The organism is Paenibacillus sp. FSL R10-2199 (assembly GCF_038000235.1).
Taxonomy (GTDB): Bacteria; Bacillota; Bacilli; order Paenibacillales; family Paenibacillaceae; genus Paenibacillus_AQ; species Paenibacillus_AQ phytohabitans.
On the sequence record NZ_JBBOBO010000001.1, the window covers coordinates 378,277 to 399,227 of the forward strand.

13 protein-coding genes, 1 tRNA gene and 1 riboswitch are annotated in these 20,951 nt (G+C 52.4%); of the genes, 7 read left to right on the top strand and 7 right to left on the bottom strand.

Annotation, left to right across the window (positions count from 1 at the left end; all coding sequences use genetic code 11):
• The first annotated feature begins 39 nt into the window (after positions 1 to 39).
• Complete coding sequence (locus NYE33_RS01635) at positions 40 to 777, top strand: SDR family oxidoreductase (RefSeq protein WP_042133152.1); 738 nt, start codon at positions 40 to 42, stop codon at positions 775 to 777.
• A gap of 160 nt (positions 778 to 937) precedes the next feature.
• Here the strand turns inward: NYE33_RS01635 and NYE33_RS01640 are convergent.
• The 4 genes from NYE33_RS01640 to NYE33_RS01655 all read right to left on the bottom strand — a co-directional run bounded on the left by NYE33_RS01640 (position 938) and on the right by NYE33_RS01655 (position 3,044).
• Positions 938 to 1,009, bottom strand: a tRNA-Thr gene (locus NYE33_RS01640).
• A gap of 83 nt (positions 1,010 to 1,092) precedes the next feature.
• On the bottom strand, positions 1,093 to 1,872 hold the full coding sequence (locus NYE33_RS01645) for a sugar phosphate isomerase/epimerase family protein (RefSeq protein ID WP_341064535.1): 780 nt from the start codon (positions 1,870 to 1,872) through the stop codon (positions 1,093 to 1,095).
• A 50-nt stretch (positions 1,873 to 1,922) separates the two neighbouring features.
• On the bottom strand, positions 1,923 to 2,231 hold the full coding sequence (locus NYE33_RS01650) for an MTH1187 family thiamine-binding protein (RefSeq protein ID WP_042133148.1): 309 nt from the start codon (positions 2,229 to 2,231) through the stop codon (positions 1,923 to 1,925).
• 340 nt (positions 2,232 to 2,571) lie between these two features.
• Positions 2,572 to 2,802: riboswitch (cobalamin riboswitch) on the top strand.
• Positions 2,803 to 2,918: 116 nt separating this feature from the next.
• Positions 2,919 to 3,044 carry a hypothetical protein gene (locus NYE33_RS01655; RefSeq protein WP_256704072.1) on the bottom strand — a complete coding sequence of 42 codons (126 nt, stop codon included), beginning with the start codon at positions 3,042 to 3,044 and terminating at the stop codon, positions 2,919 to 2,921.
• Between the two features lie 96 nt (positions 3,045 to 3,140).
• Here NYE33_RS01655 and NYE33_RS01660 point away from each other — a divergent pair, with 96 nt between their 5' ends.
• Together NYE33_RS01660 and nrdG are read left to right on the top strand one after the other, a co-directional pair.
• Entirely contained in the window at positions 3,141 to 5,126 is a 1,986-nt protein-coding gene (locus NYE33_RS01660) for an anaerobic ribonucleoside triphosphate reductase (protein WP_336103479.1), read from the top strand.
• Positions 5,123 to 5,650: an anaerobic ribonucleoside-triphosphate reductase activating protein gene (gene nrdG / locus NYE33_RS01665; protein WP_341064537.1), complete on the top strand. Its 528-nt coding sequence runs from the start codon at positions 5,123 to 5,125 to the stop codon at positions 5,648 to 5,650. The genes NYE33_RS01660 and nrdG overlap by 4 nt, the downstream gene beginning before the upstream one ends.
• A 104-nt stretch (positions 5,651 to 5,754) precedes the next feature.
• Here nrdG and ssuE read toward each other — a convergent pair whose 3' ends face one another.
• Positions 5,755 to 6,309: an NADPH-dependent FMN reductase gene (ssuE, locus tag NYE33_RS01670; RefSeq protein ID WP_341064539.1), complete on the bottom strand. Its 555-nt coding sequence runs from the start codon at positions 6,307 to 6,309 to the stop codon at positions 5,755 to 5,757.
• Between the two features lie 406 nt (positions 6,310 to 6,715).
• Between ssuE and serS the strand changes: the two genes are divergently transcribed.
• Together serS and NYE33_RS01680 are read left to right on the top strand one after the other, a co-directional pair.
• Positions 6,716 to 8,008 (top strand): serine--tRNA ligase, encoded by a 1,293-nt coding sequence (gene serS, locus NYE33_RS01675; RefSeq protein ID WP_341064542.1) that lies wholly within the window; start codon positions 6,716 to 6,718, stop codon positions 8,006 to 8,008.
• 421 nt (positions 8,009 to 8,429) lie between these two features.
• Positions 8,430 to 16,289: a 5'-nucleotidase C-terminal domain-containing protein gene (locus NYE33_RS01680; protein ID WP_341064544.1), complete on the top strand. Its 7,860-nt coding sequence runs from the start codon at positions 8,430 to 8,432 to the stop codon at positions 16,287 to 16,289.
• Between the two features lie 84 nt (positions 16,290 to 16,373).
• On the opposite strand, the gene NYE33_RS01685 is transcribed toward NYE33_RS01680, so the two are convergent.
• A complete protein-coding gene (locus NYE33_RS01685; protein WP_341064547.1) occupies positions 16,374 to 17,537 on the bottom strand; it encodes a DUF4179 domain-containing protein in 1,164 nt (387 codons plus the stop codon).
• Positions 17,524 to 18,126 (bottom strand): RNA polymerase sigma factor, encoded by a 603-nt coding sequence (locus NYE33_RS01690; RefSeq protein WP_336103471.1) that lies wholly within the window; start codon positions 18,124 to 18,126, stop codon positions 17,524 to 17,526. Before NYE33_RS01690 ends, NYE33_RS01685 begins: the two co-directional genes overlap by 14 nt.
• Before the next feature lie 221 nt (positions 18,127 to 18,347).
• Here NYE33_RS01690 and NYE33_RS01695 point away from each other — a divergent pair, with 221 nt between their 5' ends.
• Both NYE33_RS01695 and NYE33_RS01700 read left to right on the top strand, forming a co-directional pair.
• On the top strand, positions 18,348 to 19,253 hold the full coding sequence (locus NYE33_RS01695; RefSeq protein ID WP_076248848.1) for an ArsR/SmtB family transcription factor: 906 nt from the start codon (positions 18,348 to 18,350) through the stop codon (positions 19,251 to 19,253).
• 5 nt (positions 19,254 to 19,258) lie between these two features.
• Positions 19,259 to 20,530, top strand: a complete 1,272-nt coding sequence (locus tag NYE33_RS01700) for an MFS transporter (protein WP_042133133.1) — start codon at positions 19,259 to 19,261, stop codon at positions 20,528 to 20,530.
• The last annotated feature ends 421 nt before the right edge of the window (positions 20,531 to 20,951 follow it).

A 20,951-nucleotide genomic window follows, 5' to 3' on the forward strand; every position in this document is an offset into this window, starting at 1 on the left:
CACCTAAGCGTATTTCATTCATAAAAGGAGCGGTGTGGCATGTCGACATTAAAAGATAAAGTAGTGCTTATTACCGGTGCCAGTAGCGGCATTGGAGAAGCGACCGCCAAATGGCTCGCTAAGCGTGGAGCACAGGTGGTGCTCGGTGCAAGACGGACGGACAGGCTAGAAAAGCTGGCGGAGGAGATCAGAAACGCGGGCGGGATTGCTGAATACCATTCCCTCGACGTAACGGATTTTGAGCAAATGAAATCAATCGTCCAATTTACAGTTCATCAATTCGGACGCCTTGATGCCCTTGTAAATAACGCAGGTGTGATGCCGTTATCGCCACTTGATGCATTAAAGATCGAGGAGTGGAACCGTATGATTGATGTCAATATTCGCGGTGTACTGCACGGGATCGGAGCTGCTATTCCCGTAATGAAGGAACAGAATTCCGGCCATATCATCAATGTTGCCTCCGTTGGCGCATATACTGTCTTTCCGAAATCATCGGTTTATTGTGCCACCAAGTTCGCGGTCCGGGCGATTACAGAGGGCCTGCGTCAGGAGTTGGGAGCAACAATCCGTACGACGGTTATTTCTCCAGGCGTAACCGAATCCGAACTGGCTGATACCATCACTGATGAGTCAGCCCTCGAGATGATGAAATCCTTCCGGGCCAATGCTTTGCCCTCTTCCGGTATTGCCCGCGCCATTGCCTATGCCCTTGAGCAGCCTGCGGAAGTGGATGTAAATGAATTGATCGTGCGCCCAATGGGGCATCCGGCTTAAACCGCTAAGCAGATTAGGAAATAAGACTTGACGGCTACCAAAAGTGAATTCCGTTACTTCACTCGAATATGGTAGAAGAATGGTAGAGGTTTATGGTGGTACAGAAAAAAGCGCGGCCTCCGAAATCCCCGGAGGCCGCGCTGCATATGAATTCAAAAGATGCTGGTGAAGGGAATTGAACCCCCGGCCTACGCATTACGAGTGCGTTGCTCTACCCCTGAGCTACACCAGCTTAAAGGATAGTCTGCCTGCCAAACAAAAAATATTATAACTCTTTCAGCAGAAAACGCAACCCTTTTTGATCATTCGCGCTGCCTAGTCCTGCATTAGCCCCAGCCCGCGGAAATATTCCAGTGCCTCCTTAGCACTTTCCAACGAGGACACGGCATAAGCCTCTTGCTCTACTATATAGTACAGAATCCCGCTCTCCTCTGCCTTGTCGAAGACGCTCCGGAAATCAACCTGCCCTTTCCCGAGGTCAGTCTCTTCATTATTTGCCCCGAAATCCTTAATGTGAACCAGCGGAACACGGCCGGCATAACGGGCGACATAGTCAATAGGACGTGCTCCGCCCCTGTGTACCCAGCCCAGATCGAACTCTGCAAACATATGCTCCGCAGGAATCTGTTCCAGCCATATATCGATGACTGCTTTGCCGTCTACCTCCGCAAATTCATAATCATGGTTGTGATACCCGTACTGCAGGCCTGCTGCACGGACCATCGCGGAGGCCTTCCCCAGGAAGGGAATCACCGCCGTCACATCCTCCATTGAGGGGTTCTGCGGAAGCGGTGCCGAAGGGGTGATCATATATTGTAATCCAAGTTCCTTCGCATATTCAATTTCTTTGGCTAACGCCCGTTCCATGTTATCCAGACTGCTGAAATCCAGGCCCACATGCGCCGAAGGCGCAGCAAGACCCAACCGGTCCAATGTACGGCGCAGTTCTCCTGCAGACACGCCGAAATAACCGGCGAATTCTACCGCCTGATATCCCATCTCCGCAACTTTGCCCAGTGTACCCAGGAAATCGCGCTCCGTCTGGTCACGCAGTGTGTACATTTGAATCCCGATCTGCTGTGAGGCTTTTGCCATGAAAGATCCGCTCCTTATAGGTTGAATCTGATTACAACTACAGGTACTCTTTACTCTCCTTGCAGCTTGCGTTCCACGGATTCCAGCTTGCTGCGGCTCGTAGAAGGCTTGTCACGACGGTCATCAATCTTAAGCGAGGTGGAAACCCGCTGTGCTCCTGACGTAAACGGCGACTCATGCAGCGCTTCTACCGCAGCAAGAATCCGTGCAACCGGTCCTTCAATAATAGTCCCCATCGAAGTAAGCTCATAGGTAATCCCCTCCACGGTCTGCAGCACACGCTGCATATCGGCCACATAGCTGCTGAGACTGGTACTGCCAGTGCCAATCGGAATAACGGTCACTTCGCCAATCGCCATTATGAAATCCCTCCTGCAAGTTTGATGAGTCTGCTCTGTCCTTACTCCTTAATTGTAACCCTTCAGCGCCGCTCCCACAAATACCCATAGCCCCCCCTCTCTATTACTATCTCCCCAGTAAAACTACTAGGATTAGACGCACTCTATTTATGGAGTCTTTGTGGCATCTTTTGGGACAATTTATGACTCATTTAAGGCCATATCCACAGGAAAGTTGTGGATTACCTGTGGACTAACTGTGGATCATCTGTGAGTAAACCTGCGGAACCCGCTCCCCGCGCGGATTCGCAAAAAAATGTTTACAAACACAATATATTGAGTTACTTTTATTTAACAACAACAAAATATAGTAGAAACAGGTGTTTCGCCCTCTTGCTAGGGTTGAAGCTTAATAGGGAAACACGGTGCAAATCCGCTGCGGTCCCGCCACTGTAACCGGATGTTCCAGCTGCCAGACGCCGCTGGAGCAGCATCCTCCGACAACAAGCCACTAAGGGGCTGCGAGGCCCCTCGGGAAGGCGCCGGAGGGCATGCCGGAAGCCAGGAGACCTGCCTGTTTCTGTGGCACCGGTTAGACTCCTGCGAGGAACAGGCGAGGTGCCCGCATGCGGCCTGCACGAGCAGAGTTAGCCTTTCCGTTAATCGGGCCAGAGGCTGCCGATACCTGAGGACGATAGAGTATCGTCCTCAGGTATCGGCTTCTGCGGAAGGTACAAGAACAGGTTCCAGAACAGGACAAGCCCTGTGCCCGTTCGTATTTTCCACATAGACCACCGGCAAATGTCCGCTGTTTCGGATATTTGCAATACGCATTCGGGCATTTCCCGCCTCCCGGCTGGAGATGCCTTTTTACTGATGTCATGGAGCACACGCTTCACGCTTACGATACCGAGAGGAGAGAGCTATACAATGACGCTGCTGGAGAAACGATATAACGAAGGACAAGCTGCACAGGAAGTTCTTTTGGAAGAAGTTATTCATTTGGGACGGGATATTATCGACAGCCGGGATTTGGATCTGCTGCGCGAGAACGCCAACTTGAACGGGGAGAGCTTCTCCGGCAAGATGAGCAAATTCGGCAGTGAATATTCCAAGTGGTACGCCCGCAATTTCACGATGCCGCCACAGCTCGTGCAGGCTATTGAAGATAATGTTGTATATGTACACGACCTGGATCAATATGCCATTGGAACAACTAACTGCATCTTCATCCCGTTTGAACGTCTTCTCCGCGAAGGCTTCAATACCGGCAACGGCAGCGTCCGCCCTCCGAATTCGATTATGACGGCTATGTCGCTGGTGGCGATTATTTTCCAGTCCCAGCAGAATGCCCAGTACGGCGGCGTATCCGCCAACAAGCTGGATTACGATCTGGCGCCTTATGTCACTAAATCCTTCGCTAAGCTGTTCCGCAAAGGAATGGAATACTTCGAGGAAGGTACAGCCGGCGAAGCGCTCGGCGAGGTCACTATGACCCGCAGCGATCTGGAAGAGAAGTATCCGCGTGCCTTCCGTTTCGCCCTGAAAGAGACAGAAATTGAAACCCTTCAGGCTGCGGAGAGCATGGTACATAACCTGAATACCATGTCCAGCCGCTCCGGCGGCCAGATTCCTTTTACCAGCATCAACTACGGAACCTGCACCTCTCCGGAGGGCCAGCTCGTGATTAGCTCCCTCTTAACTGCTACTATGAACGGACTTGGCAGCGGAGAAACACCGGTGTTCCCGATTCAGATCTTCAAGTGCAAACAGGGTGTCAACCAGCAGCCTGGTGATCCTAACTATGAGCTGTTCCTGAAAGCGGCAGAGTGCTCTGCACGCCGGCTGTATCCGAACTTCGCCAATCTGGATGCTCCGCTGAATATGCAGTACTACGATCCAACCGATCCGGATACTGAATTTGCTACGATGGGCTGCCGGACACGTGTTCTGGGCGACCGCTTCGGGCGCAATCACTGCTCGGGCAAAGGCAACCTTTCATTCAATACGCTTAACCTTGTACGTCTTGGTCTGGCTTACGGCACAGTAACCGGCCGCCGCCTTGCCGCTGATGAGGAAGGCTTCTTCGAAGATCTTAATCATTATATGGATGTTGCGCTGGACGGCCTGTTGCACCGGTTCCGCATTCAGGCTTCCCAGAAAGCCAAAGCCTCCGATTTCATGATGCGTGAAGGCGTCTGGGAAGGCGGCGAACAGCTTGCACCGGAAGACAGCGTAGGTGAACTGCTGAAGCACGGCAGCCTGTCCCTTGGTTTCATCGGTATGGCCGAGTGCATGAAGGCTATGTACGGCAAACACCATGGCGAAGATATGGAGGTCCATGCCAAGGCAGTGGCCATTGTCCGCCACATGCGTGAATACTGCGACCGCAAGAGCGAGGAGCTGGATCTGAACATTACTCTATTCGCTACGCCTGCCGAAGGTCTCTCCGGCAAATTCACCAAGATAGACCGCAAGGTTCTCGGTTCCATTCCGGGTGTAACGGACCGTGAATACTATACGAATTCATTCCACATTCCGGTCTATTACGACCTGAGCGCAGCCAAGAAGATCAGCCTGGAAGCTCCATTCCATGAATATTGCAACGCCGGAGCAATCTCTTATGTAGAGCTGAACGGCAATGCCCGCAGCAACCCTGCAGCTTTCGTCAAAATCATCAAATACGCGCTGGAGCAGGACATCAGCTATTTCAGCATCAACCACCCGATTGACCGCTGCTCCGGCTGCGGCCACGAAGGTGTAATCGGCACGAATTGCCCATCCTGCGGCGCTCATGAAGATACAACGCATATCCGCCGGCTGCGCCGGGTAACCGGATATCTGACCGGCGACTATCAGACCCGCTTCAATGCCGCCAAGCAAGCCGAAGTACGGGACCGCGTTAAGCATCTATGAACATCTGCGGATATTATCCGGAGTCGATCAATGAAGGAGAGGGATTGCGGGCGGTCCTCTTCTTCAGCGGATGCCGCCACCGCTGCCCCGGATGCTTCAACCCTAAGACCTGGAACTTCAATTATGGAGAGGTCTTCACTCCGGAGCGCAGGCGCGAGATTATCACCGAGATAGCAGACAATCCGCTGCTGGACGGCTTGACGCTGGCAGGCGGGGACCCTTTTTTCTCGGCAGAGGGAGCGGCTGACTTCATCCATGAGCTCCGCGCCGAGCTGCCGGGCTTCCCGGTCTGGATCTATACCGGTTATACGTACGAGGAGCTGACCGCTTCCCCCGGTTCGCCGGAATGGAAGCTGCTGGCCCTGTGCCAGGTGGTCATTGACGGACGATTTGTAGAGGAACTCAAAGACACTACTCTCCCCTACCGGGGAAGCAGCAACCAGCGGATTATAGATATCCCGGCAAGCCTTGCCGGAGATAAGGTTATACTTTGGGAGCCTGCGCTAAGCTTTCAAAGGGCATAAATCACGGTAAAAGCCGGGCTTACACCCAGCAAAAAGGGCACTAAACTACCGCATTCCGGTGGTTTAGCGCCCTTTTATGTTCCTCAGGAGGTAATATCTTACGCCTACTCTCCCGACTTACGTGCCGCCTTATGCGCTGTCTCATCCGCCAGCTCTTCCAGCACGCTGTTCAGCCGCAGCTTCAGCTCCTCGGCCAGCTCAACGACACCCTGGTCGTTGCGCACAGCCTGTGAGTCTACCGCGTAGACTCCGCCAAGAATATGCCGGGCGCCCAGCACAGACAGCACCGGCTTCAGCGCATAGTCGATCGCGAGCAGATGGGCCAGACTACCGCCCATGAAGAGCGGCAGCACGATTTTGCCGGCCAGCCCTTTTTGCGGAACCAGATCCAGGAAGGTCTTCAGCACTCCCGTATAGGAAGCTTTGTACACCGGACTGACGATGATCACCGCATCCGCTTCAGCCACCAGACCATTCGCTTTGACGATGGCTTCGCTCTCGAACCTGGTATGAATCAGATCCTCCGCCGGAAGCTCCGCTACATTAATCCGTTCCACTTCATACCCGCGTTCCCGCAGATCCCCCTCCGCATATTCGATCACCGCATTGATTCGGGATACCAGGGATGGCGTACCGTTAATTACCACTATTTTGGCCACTTCCGCACCTCTTCCGTCCGCTTTTATAAGATATGCCGGGCTGCTGTGCCGGACACAAATACTTTAAATTAGTAATAATCCTAGCAGAGTACAGGGAATATTGTCAAACCTCAAATGTGCTTGCAACCCGGCCCTTCTCTGGTTATAATAAACGGCAAACCTATATCCCGACCAGGCCAATGACCGGCATCCAACCGCGAGGCGTCTGCGACCGGAGCAGTTCTCCTGTTCCCTAAGTTTACCGGGTTTCGCCCGTTACCGCGAAGACCAAAGAGGGCCTTATTCCGCGCTTTACAGCTATTTATCGGAATTAGGTCAACCTGGGTGGCACCGCGAGCTGACGCTCCTCGTCCCATGGATGAGGGCGTTTTTTGCATTTTTTTAACACAAAAGGAGCGATAGCGGCATGCTGGACATGAACTGGATCAGGGAGAATGCGGACATTGTACGGAAGACGGCGGAGTGGAAAAAGGTAGCGTTCCCGCTTGCGGAGCTGCTGGAATGGGATGACCGGCGGCGGAAGGCCCGCCGGGAAACAGAGCAGCGCCGGGCGGACCGGAACGCGCTGACCAAAGAGGTTGAGCGGCTGCTGCGGCAGGGCGACGGTGCAGGCGGAGAACAAGCGAAAGAGCAGGTGCGGGAGATCAATGCCCAGCTGACCGCGCTGGAGGCGGAGTTGTTGGAGGCGGAGCGCCGCTGCGGCGAGCTGCTGCTGCTCGCGCCGAACCCCATATCGGCCGATACGCCGATCGGGCCGGATGACAGCGCGAATGTGGAGCTGCGGCGGCATGGCGCGCCGCCGGTGTTCGGCTTCAGCGCGCGTGACCATGTCGAGCTCGGAGAGCTGCACGGCATCCTAGACATCCCGCGCGGCGTCAAAGCCGGCGGACCCCGCAGCTATGTGCTGAAGGGGGCCGGGCTGCTCCTGCATCTGGCCGTACAGCGGCTGGCGCTGGATGTGCTGATGCAGCGCGGCTTCACCGTGATGGATGTGCCGGTAATCGTCCGGCCGGAAGCGCTGGAGCGGACCGGGTTCTTCCCGGGCGGCATGGATCAGACCTATGAGCTCACGGGAGAAAAACGCTGGCTCGCCGGCACCTCAGAGGTGTCGCTGGTCTCGCTGTACAGCGATGAGATTCTCGATCTTGAAACGCCGCTGCGGCTCGCCGGAATGTCGGCCTGCTTCCGCCGCGAGGTAGGCTCGGCAGGCCGCGATGTACGCGGGCTGTACCGTGTGCACCAGTTCTCGAAGATCGAACAGGTGGTGATGTGCCGGAACGATCCCGGGGAGTCGGAGCAGATGCTGCAGGAGATTCTCGGCAATGCCGAGCATATTCTCCAGCTGCTGGAGCTGCCTTACCGGGTAGTAGCCGTCTGCAGCGGCGACATGGCGATGAAGACACATAAGCAATATGACATTGAGACCTGGATGCCCAGCAGGGAAGCCTTCGGCGAGACCCACTCGGCCTCGAATCTGCTCGACTTCCAGGCCCGCCGCTCAGGTATCCGCTACCGCGATGAAGACGGGCGGCTGCAGTACTGCCATACCCTGAACAACACGGCGGTAGCTACGCCGCGCATTCTGATTCCATTGCTGGAGAATCATCAGCAGGAAGATGGATCGGTCTATATCCCGCAGGCACTGCGGCCTTATATGGGCGGCAAGGAGCGGCTTGAACTTAATATACAACACATCTGAAATTGAGCTGAACAAATATAACAAGAAAACTAGCAGAGCAGCAATTCTCTTATTTTTGAGAATTACCGCTCTGCTTTTTCATTTTAATATTGTGGACAAAAAATACATTCATTTTACGCAAACATAACATTTAATTTACGAGAAATTCAATTTTATTCTAATATTGAAAGTAATCAAGATGTAATTGTTATAGATTATCACTACATATCTCTAGGTTTTTTGTGCATTTTGTATAAACTTACCTCCATTTAATTTTAATTAACTCGAAATTAATATATATTCATGTGAGACAACCTTTCATTTTACAAACAGATGTTACACTTAATAGGTTGTAAATCATAGTTTTGAGAGGAGTGGGTTTAGAATAATGGTTATATCTCACAGGATGCAGAAATGGTTATCCGCAGGACTAGCAATGTTAATGCTTATTGGCATTGTAGTACCAGCCGGACAAAGCGCACAGGCAGCAAAAGATAACAGCAATATTGTAATCTCACAGGTCTACGGCGGCGGCGGCAACAGCGGCGCATTATTTAAGAATGATTTCATTGAATTATATAATCCAACCGATTCAGCAGTGAGTCTTGAAGGTTGGGAGGTGCGGTATGCCAGCGCCACTGGTGCATTCAATAATGTTGCCACTTTAAGCGGAACAATTAAGGCTGGTGGGTACCTACTTATACAACAGAAAGCGGGAACTGGCGGTAATGGTGCCGATCTCCCTGCTCCTGATCTTACCGGCAGCTTAGATTTCAGCGGTACTAACGGCAAAGTAAATCTGATAGACGGTTCAGAAAATGTTATTGATTTCGTAGGTTATGGAACGGCAAATTCCTCGGAAACCTTACCTACACCTGCCCTGTCTAACTCCACAGCAGCCATTCGGCTTGCACTAACGGGCGCACCTGCCGGCAACCGCGGCTTGGATACAGACAATAACGCTGCAGACTTCGTTGTTCGAACCCCTGATCCCCGTAACAGCAGTTATGGCCTTACACAAGCCGTAGAAGCGGTAACCGCCAACCCAGCAGCTAACGCCTGGCCGGCTGGTACAGCCATCTCCCTTAACTCTTCTGCAGTGGGTGCATCCGTTTACGCCGCAGTCTACATAGACGGCGCTGGTGCAGAATTCAAGCCATACAGCGGTCAAATCCTGCTGAACGTACCTACCACAATCAAAACGTACGCCTCAGTTTCGGATTCGGTATACAGTTCAACGTCCACTTATAACTACACGATCCTAACGAAAACAGATATTGCCTCGGCAAGACTTGCGCCTAAAGGCCAGAATGTATGGACCGAAGGTGTAGTTACCCGCATCGACGGCCCAAAAATGTATATTCAGGATGCGACTGCAGCCATCGTGCTGTACGGATTCCCGGCATTCGCCGAGGTCGGAGATCTCGTTGAAGTTCAGGGTACTATGGATATTTACAATAATCTGCAGGAGCTCAAACCTGCGGCAGGACTTGAATATAAAGTTATTACTGAAACTATCGGCATACCTGCAGCCAAATTAATTACCGCTGCAGACTTGACAGCTGCAAATGGTGAAGCCCATGAAGCCCAGCTCGTCACACTTACAGATGTGACTATTGACAGCAAAGAAGGTACTACTGTCATTGCCAGCCAGGGCAATCAGACCTTTACAATTTACTCAGGGCTTTCTCAGCTGACTGCAGGTAAACATTTTGACCGGATCACTGGTGTAATCGAACAATTTAATACCGTTTATCAATTCATTCCGCTCAGTGCAGAAAGTCTGGTAGAAGAACTATTCTCTGTTACTGCCAGTCCCGGTGCGGGCCGTATCATCATCGGCAGCTCTGTTGCGCTGTCCAGCCCTACCGCAGAAGCGGAAGTCTATTATACGATTGACGGATCAGAGCCAACAATATCCAGCATGTTGTACACAGCACCAATTTTAATAACGGCTGACACAGTGATTAAGGCGATTGCTTCATCCCAAGGCCAGACCAGCAAAGTTTATACTTTTGAATACGTAGCTTCAGAGCTTCCGCGCATTCATGATATTCAAGGCGAATCGCACATCTCCGATTATGCCGGACAAACTGTTAAGGATGTCGAAGGGATTGTTACTGAATACGGATATACTTTTGCAAACGGCAATTATAAAGGCTTCTTCATTCAAGACCCTGAACCGGACGATAATGACAGTACATCCGAAGGAATATTCGTATACAGCACCAATACCAGCCTGAAGCCCGATATCGGGGATCATGTATCTGTCTCGGGACTTGTATCCGAATATAATGAAGGAAGCAGCAGCAACATGACTTCCACACAAATTACACTCAACACAATCAATACAATAGCTAAGGAAGCAGACCTGCCTGAACCTGTAGTACTGGGCAAAGGCGGACGAGCAATCCCTTCTTCAGTCATCGATAATGATGGTTTAACTGTATTCCAGCCTACTGAGGATGCCATAGATTTCTATGAATCCCTTGAGGGCATGCTCGTCACCCTCCCTACCCCTACTATTATTAGTCCTTACTGGACAAGCGGCGGCGGTACATCAATCGTATATAATATTCCTGCAAGAGTGGACAATGCAGCCGAAGATGTAATTACAGCTGCCGGAGGTCTCGTACTCAAAGGAGCAGACAACCTCAACCCGCAACGCCTGCTGATCGCCTATGGTGATCCTGGTCAGGAAGTCGGTACTGGTGATAAATTTAATGGGGATGTTACAGGCGTTATCGGCTATAACAACGGCAACTATAAAGTTATCCCTGCAAATGGAAGTCTGCCGAGCATTACCCCAAGCAGCTTCACACAGGAAACCTCTACAATTACTGTAGATGAGGAGAAGCTGCTGATTGCTTCCTACAATATTGAGAACTACTATCCAGGTGTAGGTGCCACGAAGATTCAGAAGCTGGCCCAGTCTATCACAGTAAATCTGAAAAAGCCGGATATCATCAGCGTTGTAGAGATGCAGGACAGCGATGGGGAAACCAACAACGGTACCGTCGAGGCCAGTGCAGCCGAGCTGATTCAGGCCATTCAGACAGCCGGAGGTCCGGCCTACAATTACATTGATATTGCTCCTGTAAACAACGCAGACGGTGGAGCACCAGGCGGCAACATCCGTGTAGGCTTCCTGTATAATCCAGCAAGAGTCAAGCTTTCTGACAGCATTAACGGACAAAAGGGCTCAGCCATTCAATCCGTCAGCTACAATGCAGAAGCAGACGAACTGACATACAATCCTGGAAGAATCGCCCCGACAAATGATGCTTTCGCGAATTCCCGTAAGCCGCTTGCGGCACAATTTGAATTTAATGGTGAGAAAGTCATTGTAATTGCTAACCACTTTAATTCAAAATCCGGCGACAACGGGCCGTTTGGAAATGTTCAGCCTCCAGTGCTTTCGAGTGAAGTGCAGCGCCACAAAATTGCTGCTGTCGTGAACGGCTTTGTCAAAGATGTGCTGGCCGCCAACCCGTCAGCAAATATTGTTGCACTCGGCGATTTGAACGATTTCCAATTCACCAAGACCGCCGCAATTCTCAAAGGCAATGAGCTCGATAATCTGATCGAAAAATTACCGCTTAATGAACAGTACACTTACACGTATGACGGAAACTCCCAGGTACTTGACCATATCCTGACCAGCAAAAACATCGCGAATTCCGCCAAAGTCGATGTCGTCCATCTGAACGCAGACTTCCCCGAATCCCGCGGACGGGTATCCGACCATGATCCGGTCGTAGCCCAATTCGATCTAACCAATTTCGATCTGCGTGTTCTGCATACGAACGACACACATGGACATTTGGAGACAATTGCCAAACGAACCACAGCTATCAAGCAGGAACGCAATAGCCATACCCTGCTGCTTGATGCAGGTGATGTTTTCTCCGGAACACTATACTCCACTACGTTCAAGGGAATGGCTGACGTTGATTTCATGAATGACATCGGATACGACGTGATGACATTCGGGAACCATGAATTTGACCAGAACAAGGAACATCCTGAAATCCTCAAGAATTTTGTAGAAGCTGCAGCATTCCCGTTTGCAAGCTCCAACATTGACTTCACAACCAAAAACAGCGAACTTGCGGAGCTGTACCATGACGACATTGTCACGATTGCACAAGGCGATACTGCCTACAACGGTAACATTTATCCGGCTGTGATCAAAGACGTCTATGGGGAGAAGGTTGGAATCTTCGGCTTAACCACAGAGGATACCGTCGGATTGTCTTCCCCAGGAGATAAGATCAGCTTTAAGGATCATGTGCAGAGCGCGAAGAATACCGTAGCGATGCTCGAAGCGAAAGGCGTCAATAAAATTATCGCTGTAACCCATCTAGGCTATACCGTTGATAAAGATCTAGCCGCAGCCGTTCCGGGCATCGATATCATTGTCGGCGGACATTCACACACGAAGATCGACAACCCTCCGGAGCCTGTTACCAACGTCGGTACAGGTAAACCAGTATTGGTCGTTCAGACTGGAGAATATAGCCAATATCTAGGAGAATTGGATGTAACCTTCGATAAGAACGGCGAGATTGTATCTTACAATGGCAAGCTGCTGGAAGTGGCCAAATATGCCGAAGATCCGGAAGCCAAAGCTAAACTAGCTTCCAAATATGACTCCGAGCTCTCGGCTGTCCGGGCTGAGAAAGTAGGATATTCCAATGTTGATCTCTATACCAACCGCACCATCGACGGCAAGTCCGTTCGTGTTGTGCGGCAGGAAGAAACACCAATTGGCAACATGATTGCCGACAGCATCGCGGAGAAAGTAACAGAACTAATGCCAAACTTTGTACCGAAGACTGAACTGGATACCATTAAAGGTGTTATCGCTATCCAGAACGGCGGCGGTATCCGTGCAGCCATTGACAAAGGCGACATTACCATGGGCGAAGTATTGACGACTCTTCCGTTTAACAACAGTCTGGTCGCACTGAAAGTTACCGGAGAAGAAATTATTTCTTCACTGGAGAACTCGGTCAGCGGACTCAGCTCAGATCAAGGCCGGTTCGCTCAGGTATCCGGTATGAAGTACACGTATGATTCTACCAAGACACCTGAAATTGTAGATCCATTAACAGGTATGGTAACACAAGCCGGCAATCGTGTCGTTTCGGTTGATATCAAGCAGGCAGATGGTTCCTACTTGCCGATCGATCCCAAAGCCTACTATATCCTGTCCACGAACTCCTTCATGGCAGGCGGCGGTGACTTCTACCGCGCACTGGCTTCAGCCAAAGCAGACGGACGTTATTACGAGCTGGGTCTACCCGACTTTGAAGTCCTGTTAGCCTACCTGAAGAAACATAATCCGGTGACTTCCAGTGTTGAAGGACGTATCACAGACCTGAAAGGAGCTTCTACTCCTGATGAAGACTTCTCCCTGAGAGTCCTGCACACCAATGACACACACAGTCATCTGGAAACAGTGGTTAAACGGATGACAGCCATCAAGCAGGAGCGCACCGGAAACTCCTTACTGATTGACGCAGGGGATGTTTTCTCGGGTACCCTTTACTTCACTAAGTTCGAAGGACTTGCCGATCTGGAATTTATGAACTACATCGGATACGATGCAATGACCTTTGGGAATCATGAATTCGATAAAGGACTGCCTACGCTTAGATCCTTCATCAACAAGGCAGAATTCCCGTTCATCAGCTCAAACATCGATTTTACCACCAAGAATAATGAACTGAAGGATATCTTCGTAGATAAGGTTGGCGGATCGGATACCGCTACTCCTGTAGAAGACGGGCATATTTATCCATCAGTAATTAAGGAAGTCTATGGAGAGAAGATCGGTATTTTCGGTCTCACCACTGAGGACACCGTTGGCCTATCTTCACCGGGCGAAAACATCTCCTTCCAAGACTACAAGACAAGCGCTGAAAGTACTGTTAAATCCTTGCAGGCGCTCGGCATTAACAAAATCATCGCTGTATCCCACTTGGGTTACAATGTTGACCAAAAACTAGCTGTAGAGGTTGCGGGTATTGACATCATTGTCGGGGGACACTCCCACACCAAGCTGGATTCACCGGTGCTCGTCAATGCAGACACCGAGCCTACACTGATAGTACAGACCGGTGAATACGGCACATACCTCGGCGAACTTGATGTTAACTTTGACGACGAGGGCATCATCACTACGTATAACGGTAAACTAATCGACACCACGGTATATGCAGAAGATCTTAAGGCTAAAGAAATGCTGGCAGGATACGATGCAAAACTGACCGAAATCCGGCAGACCGTGGTTGGCGAATCTACTGTTCCACTTGTCTATGAGCGGATGATTAACGGCAAGCTCACCCGTGTGGTCCGTAATGAAGAAACCAATCTCGGAAACCTGATTGCTGATGGAATCAATGTCAAGGCTAAAGAACTGGTCAGCAAGCTGATTCCTGAATCCGAGCTGTCTACCATCAAGGGATTTGTAGCCATTCAGAACGGCGGCGGTATCCGTGCCGGTATTAACCAGGGCACAATTACCCTGGGTGAAGTGCTGACAGTTATGCCATTCTCTAATAGTCTGGTGGCTCTGAAGGTTACCGGACAGGAAATTATCGATTCCCTGGAAAATGGCGTCAGCGGACTGGAAAACGATCAAGGCCGCTTTGCTCAAGTCTCGGGAATGCGTTATACCTATGACTCCACCAAGACCGCAGAAATCATCAATCCGACAACAAATGTACTACAGCAGGAAGGTCAGCGCATCATCTCTGTTGATATCAAGCAGGCAGATGGCAGCTACACCGCAGTTGATCCTAACGCGTACTACATTCTGTCGACTAACTCCTTCATGGCTGGCGGCGGCGACTTCTACCGTTCCCTAGCGAAAGCTAAAGCAGACGGACGTTATTATGAGCTGTACCTGCCGGATTATGAAGTATTTACGGATTATCTGGATAAACTCAAAATAGTAAATATCGGTATAGAAGGACGCATCACAGACCTGAAAGGTGCTGCACCGACTCCTACACCAACACCGGCACCGACTGCAGGTTCAGGTGGAGGTCCGGGAACAACGGTACCAACTGCAACACCATCACCTAGTCCAACAGCTACTGCTACAGCAGCAGTGCCGCCGCAGGTAACAACGATTACCGCAGCTGATCTGACTGCGCAGCTCGCAGCCCTGCCTGCCGGCACCAGTGAGCTGATCATCCCGCTTACGGCTTCAGGAGGCGGTGCTCAAGTTGTACTGCCGGGCAGTGTGCTGGTTCAGCAGGCTGCTGCTAAACCAAATACAGTGCTGACTTTCACCTCTACCGGCGGAGCATCCTATTCGCTGCCGCTGAGCCTTATTAACGGAACGGCACTGGCTGCCCAGCTTGGTACCAGTGACTTTACGGTTACAGTCTCTCTGCTCCAGGCGGATACCTCCACACTCGACAGTCTGAATAAGGCTATCGCAGCACAGGCTGGCTCCGTCACTCTGGCCGCACCGGTCATTGAATTCTCGGTTACCGCTGAGGCCGGCAATACAAGTGTGCCGCTGAACAGCTTCGGCAGCACCTACGTGAAGCGGACTATTACTGCGACGGGAGCGTTGAGTTCTCAAGGGGCAACAGCCGTTTCCTATGACCCGGCTACCGGCAAGCTGTCCTTCGTACCTTCGATCTTCGCCGGCATCTCAGACGGAGATACTGAAGTGACGATCAAACGCAACAGCAACAGCTACTATACGGTTGTGAAGTCCACCAAGACCTTCGGTGATACTACAGGGCACTGGGCGCAATCATCCATTGAGCTGCTGGCTTCCAAGCTGATTATTACCGGCACCAGCAGTACCGCCTTCTCGCCTTCGCTGTCTATCACGCGGGCAGAATTCGCGGCACTGATTACCCGCTCTCTCGGACTCGCATCCGCAAGCGGAGGAACCACCTTCCGTGATGTCAGCACAGGCGCATGGTATGCTGATGCCGTACAGACAGCAGCCGCAGCAGGTCTGATTACCGGATATACGGATGGCAGCTTCAAGCCGGGCAATCCGATCAGCCGCCAGGAAATGGCTGCGGTCCTGTCCAAAGCCATCAAGTACACCGGCAAAACCCTGACTGCCGATCCGGCAGTGCTGGCAAAATTCAGTGATGCTGCAGGCATCCCGGACTGGTCCAGAGCAGCAGTAGCAGAAATAGCTGCCGAAGGCATCATTCAGGGGACACCTGACGGCGCGTTCGCTCCGGCGAAGCTGGCTACCCGTGCGGAAGCCGCTACGATGCTGGAGAAGACCTTGAAGTCACTTCAATTCATTAACTGACCAGGCTCAAAGTTAGACATTGAAAAGGCGGTACCCGCGGCGCATCATGCGCTGCGGGTGCCGCCTTTTTCTATACGGGTATGATTACTTCGCCAGCGATGACACCGGCACCGGCGCTGATACCGGCACCTGTACCTCCACCTCAAATTCAGGGATATACTCCTTCTCCTGGTTCCCCTCCGGGTCTATGGACAATATCCGGAAGGGCCTTACCGTAATATGCTCCGTCTTATTCTGGAGCGGTTCGAATAGTGCAGCAGCGATCAGCACATTGCCCCCTGTGGCATTCCAGCCGGTAGACCCGTTGATCTCCCGCAATACATGGCCCTGATCATCCACAAGATCATAGCCCAAGAAATCCTTATGATCGACAGGCTGACCCGCAGGCTGTTCAAGCCGGGTGGTGATCCTCGTTGTAATCGGAGTAAGCTCAACAGTATCGAGTGTGAAAATCATACCGGAGCTCTGGCGGATTAACGGCTCCGCAATGATGCTGTGATAAGTCTTCTTTTGCACCGGCAGCTTAATTACAAAAGGCTCCTGGATCCCCTGTACTTCTATGGTAAGCGTGAGCTCAAAATCATCCGGGAAAGCCCGCCCCCCCTGATTCTGCAAATCCGTGAATTGAATGATCCTTGAATCCGCATCCTTCCCGCGAAGCAAGAACGGGCCAAACGAACCGCCGCCGCTGCTGCCAAGCGGACCATAGGTATTAATATCCTCACCGTTGATCGACAGCTTAATAGCTGTCATGAGATCACTAACATCACCCTGCCGGAACTCCAACACATCCGTTTGGCGCCCGATCCCCAGTGATACGCGAATTCCATCGTACAGCACTTCAGGTACAATAAGCTTTAGTCCGTCATGGGTATCGCTCAGCTCAGGTTTCTGTACTGCCGCCAGCCCCTGCTGATCCGCATTCCGCAGCCCCAGATCCCCGGCCAGTCTGAAGATCGACTCCATCCCCGGAATCTGCTTAATGGACGCGGCCAGCGTCGGAGAGATAAACTCTGTCCCCGTGATCAGCAGAAGCAGCAGCAGCACCGCAGCCACTATGCCTGCACCTCTTCGAAGTACACTGCCTCGCCTTCTGCTTAGTCCGACTGGTTCTGTCCTCGTTCCCCGCTGCTGCCCGTCCACGTACCGGTTCATTATGCGTTCTTCCAGATCTACCTGAACCGGTGTATCACGGACCATCCGACCGATCCGCTCCAGTTCTTCTTCCTCCCTGTTAGCGTGGTTCATGAGCGATCATCCCTCCACTGTTTTGACGGCGTCCGAGTTTTTTGCGCATCCGTTCATATTTTTTGCGGACCGCCCCGGGGTTCAAGTCCATAATCGTTCCGATTTCCTCAAAGCTATGCTCCTCCAGTGCCCTCAGCAGCAGAATTTGCCGTTCTTCCATACTCAGCTTCTCCAGCAGTTCATGAACAACCTCCGTATATCGTGAACCTTCGGCGCACTCCGCCTGCTGCTGATGGCTCCTGTAGATGGAGAGCAGCCTGAAGCCTTTGTTTCTCTGTTTAATCCGGTCCAGGCAATGGTTGCGTGCAATGGTGTACAGCCAGGCCGAGAAAGAGACCTTTGCCGAGTACTGCCCCACCCGCTCCAGGGCTCTGATAAAAATCTCCTGAGCCGCATCCTCCGCCTCTTCCCGGTTACCCAGCAGGTAATAGCAGTACAGGTAAATCGGCCGCTGAAAATGTCTGATGATCCAAGTGAAGGCCTGTATATCTCCCAGCTGAACCTTCTCGACCCTTTGCTCCACGGTCAGCTCTGCCGCCTGCTCCTGTTCTGCGTCTCTGTTCGTCCGGCAGATTTCCGTTTCATCCACAGCTCCCCCTCCTCTCTGCCTGTATAACTGTCAAAATCCTGATTTTGTGACACGCGCTCTTAAAAATCCTGGAGACTTGTGAAGTCAGCCCTTGCAAACACAAATATGTTCGTTTATTATAAAACTAACAGTCAGTTCTATATTTATAGAACTAATCAAAAATAGTTACTACTTGTTCATCTCTGCCGTAATATCACTTCTCCAGAAAGCAGGTACCCCCTATGGATTACAAGGTAACAGTCGATTTCGCGCCAATCTATGAGTGCATCTCCAGCTTAAATGCTTTTATCGGGAAGCAGAACCACAATGCTATGGACGCTGGAATCTCCTGGATCCGCGAGGTACAGACCCGGTTCGCCCCCGTAATGCTCCAGAAAATGAAAGAAGTAATGAAGCTCACCGATAACTTCAGTCTGTCTCCTTACATATGGAGCTGTCCGGAAGAGCGCACGGTCAAGAAGTTCCTGGGCTGGTTCGAAGTCCTCTCCCCGGGTGAGCTGTATGAGATTGCCGGCCGCTTCGGGCAGACCGTCCCCTCCAACCTGGCCGAGCTGCGAAGCTCTGCCGCTGAAGTCATCAGAGCTTGGGATACGGGGTACTTCAGCAGCATTGATCCGGCCATTATGGAAGGGCTGCAGCAGGAGGCTGGTGCAAGGGCAGCGCTGCTGACCGGCACGAATGATATGGAGGTGTACGAAGCGGCTACAGCAGGTATGCGGCTATACCCTTCAGAAACCCTGAAGCAGGTCATTATTACACCGCAATATCATGCCCGGCCTCTCGTAACCTCCACGCTTTTTGATGAATTTGTATTCACCAGCTACTCCTGCGATGTTCTTCCTCCGGAAGATGGGCGGCCCGCACCGGCTCTGCTGCGGCTTACCCGGGCGCTGTCGGATGAGACGCGGCTCTACATTCTTCGCCTGCTGACCGGCAGGCAGCTGAATTTCACTGAGATTGTGAAGGAGGTCGGCCTGTCCAAAAGCACGATCCACTACCATCTGATCGCACTGCGGGCGGCGGGCCTGGTCATTGTTCATACTACCAGCAAAAACACGTCCTACAGCCTGCGCCTTGAGGCGCTGAACGGCCTGCCCGGACGAATCGGGGAATATCTGGAGGGGTGAGTTCTATGCAGAAACGCAGCTATTACGGGTTATTATCCACAATTTCCTTGAGTGCCTTCGGCGATGCCTTTGGACTGCTGGCAATGGAATGGCTTGTCTATGAGCTGACTGGCTCCAAGCTGGCTATGGGTGCACTTGCCCTCAGCTCCATGATTCCGGAACAGGCGCTCCGCCTGCTCGGCTCACCCTTGTCCGACCGGCTGCCACGCGTCCGGTTCATGGCCTGCCTCGCGTCGCTGCGTCTGCTGGCCCTCCTGCTGCCGCTGGGCATGGGGCTGGCCGGCCACCTGCAGCTGTGGCATTTGTTCGCTGCCGCCAGTCTCAGCGGAGCCTGCTCCGCCTTGTTCATGCCAACCGCAATGGCCGTGATTCCCGGCATCGCAAGCACCAGCAAGCTGATGCGCGCCTTTGCAATCATCGACGGCTGCAAGGGTGCCGCCGCACTTCTCGGCCCGGCCCTCGCCGGCGTGTTGACCGCAGCCAGCGGGGCCTTGCCGGCGCTCGGCATCAATGCCGTTTGTTATACGGCAGCGATAGCCACTCTGCTGCTGCTGCCCCGCATGGGTAAGCCGGCAGCAGCTCCTGCCGGCAGCTTCTCGACAGCCCTCTATCTGCGGGAGGTAGCCGAAGGCTTCTCGTTCTACCGGCAGTTCCCCGCCATGCTGACGATTATGATGATGGCCGCCGTCAGCAATCTGAGCTCCATTGCCGTATGGACCATGATGGTCCCTTATGTCCGCGAGGTGCTGCACCGGGATGCAGCAGCGGTGGGCTCGCTGTCCACGGCCTCTGCGCTCGGATACTTAGCCGGGCTGGGCGTGATCTCCCTGATGGGCGAGATCACGAAGCGGCGCATCGTGATGCTCGGCAGCCTGGGCTTATCGGGTATCGTCACTATGGTGTGGGGGTTCATCCCCAGCTATTTCTTTGCCCTATTTGCGGTATTCGCCGCCGGACTGCTGGGACCTTTCTTCGGTTCCTTAAGCTCCTCCCTGCATGGACGGCTGGTTCCCGGCCACCTGCAGGGGCGGGTCAACTCGGTCCGGTTCCTGATTGGCGGGAGCCTGTCACCGCTCGGCGCCCTGGCAGGAGGAGCGGTCGCTGAGCTCTATGGGGTGCCTGCTCTTTTGCTGGCCGCAGGAATTCTTCCTGCCCTGTATGCTGGAGTGGCGCTGCGCTTGCCGGGACTGAAGGCGCTGGACGGGGACTTATCCGTGCTGGAACAGAGCACGCGTCCGAAGAGTGAAGTCACCCTAACGGGTAATATACCTGTATAGACTGAACTCTGTTTTCTATAATTTTGGGCTAGGCCACGCTCGAAACTCCGTGAAATGTCTGGACTTCCGGCGGGCATTACAATTTTTGCTGGATAGAAGTAAAATGTTGTACTTTCTGCAGAATTTTCGCACAGAAGGGGCCTTCCGGGGCGCATTGTTGTACTTTTTGCAGGATTTTTGCCGGTTTGGTGCTCGTCAGAGCTAGGTTGTTGCACTTTCTGCAAGATTATTGCGGATTCGCTGCTCACCAGAAGTAAATTGTTGTAATTTGCACAGCAATTCATCAGTCTGGACGGAGCTACGGGCAGCGCAGCGCAAGCAGCTGCTGCTTCACCTGCGAAGCCGCAGGAAGCGGCCGGCGCAACACGTCAAACAGGGCGATGCCGTCATGCACATCGCCCTGTTATTCTTAAGAAGTCCG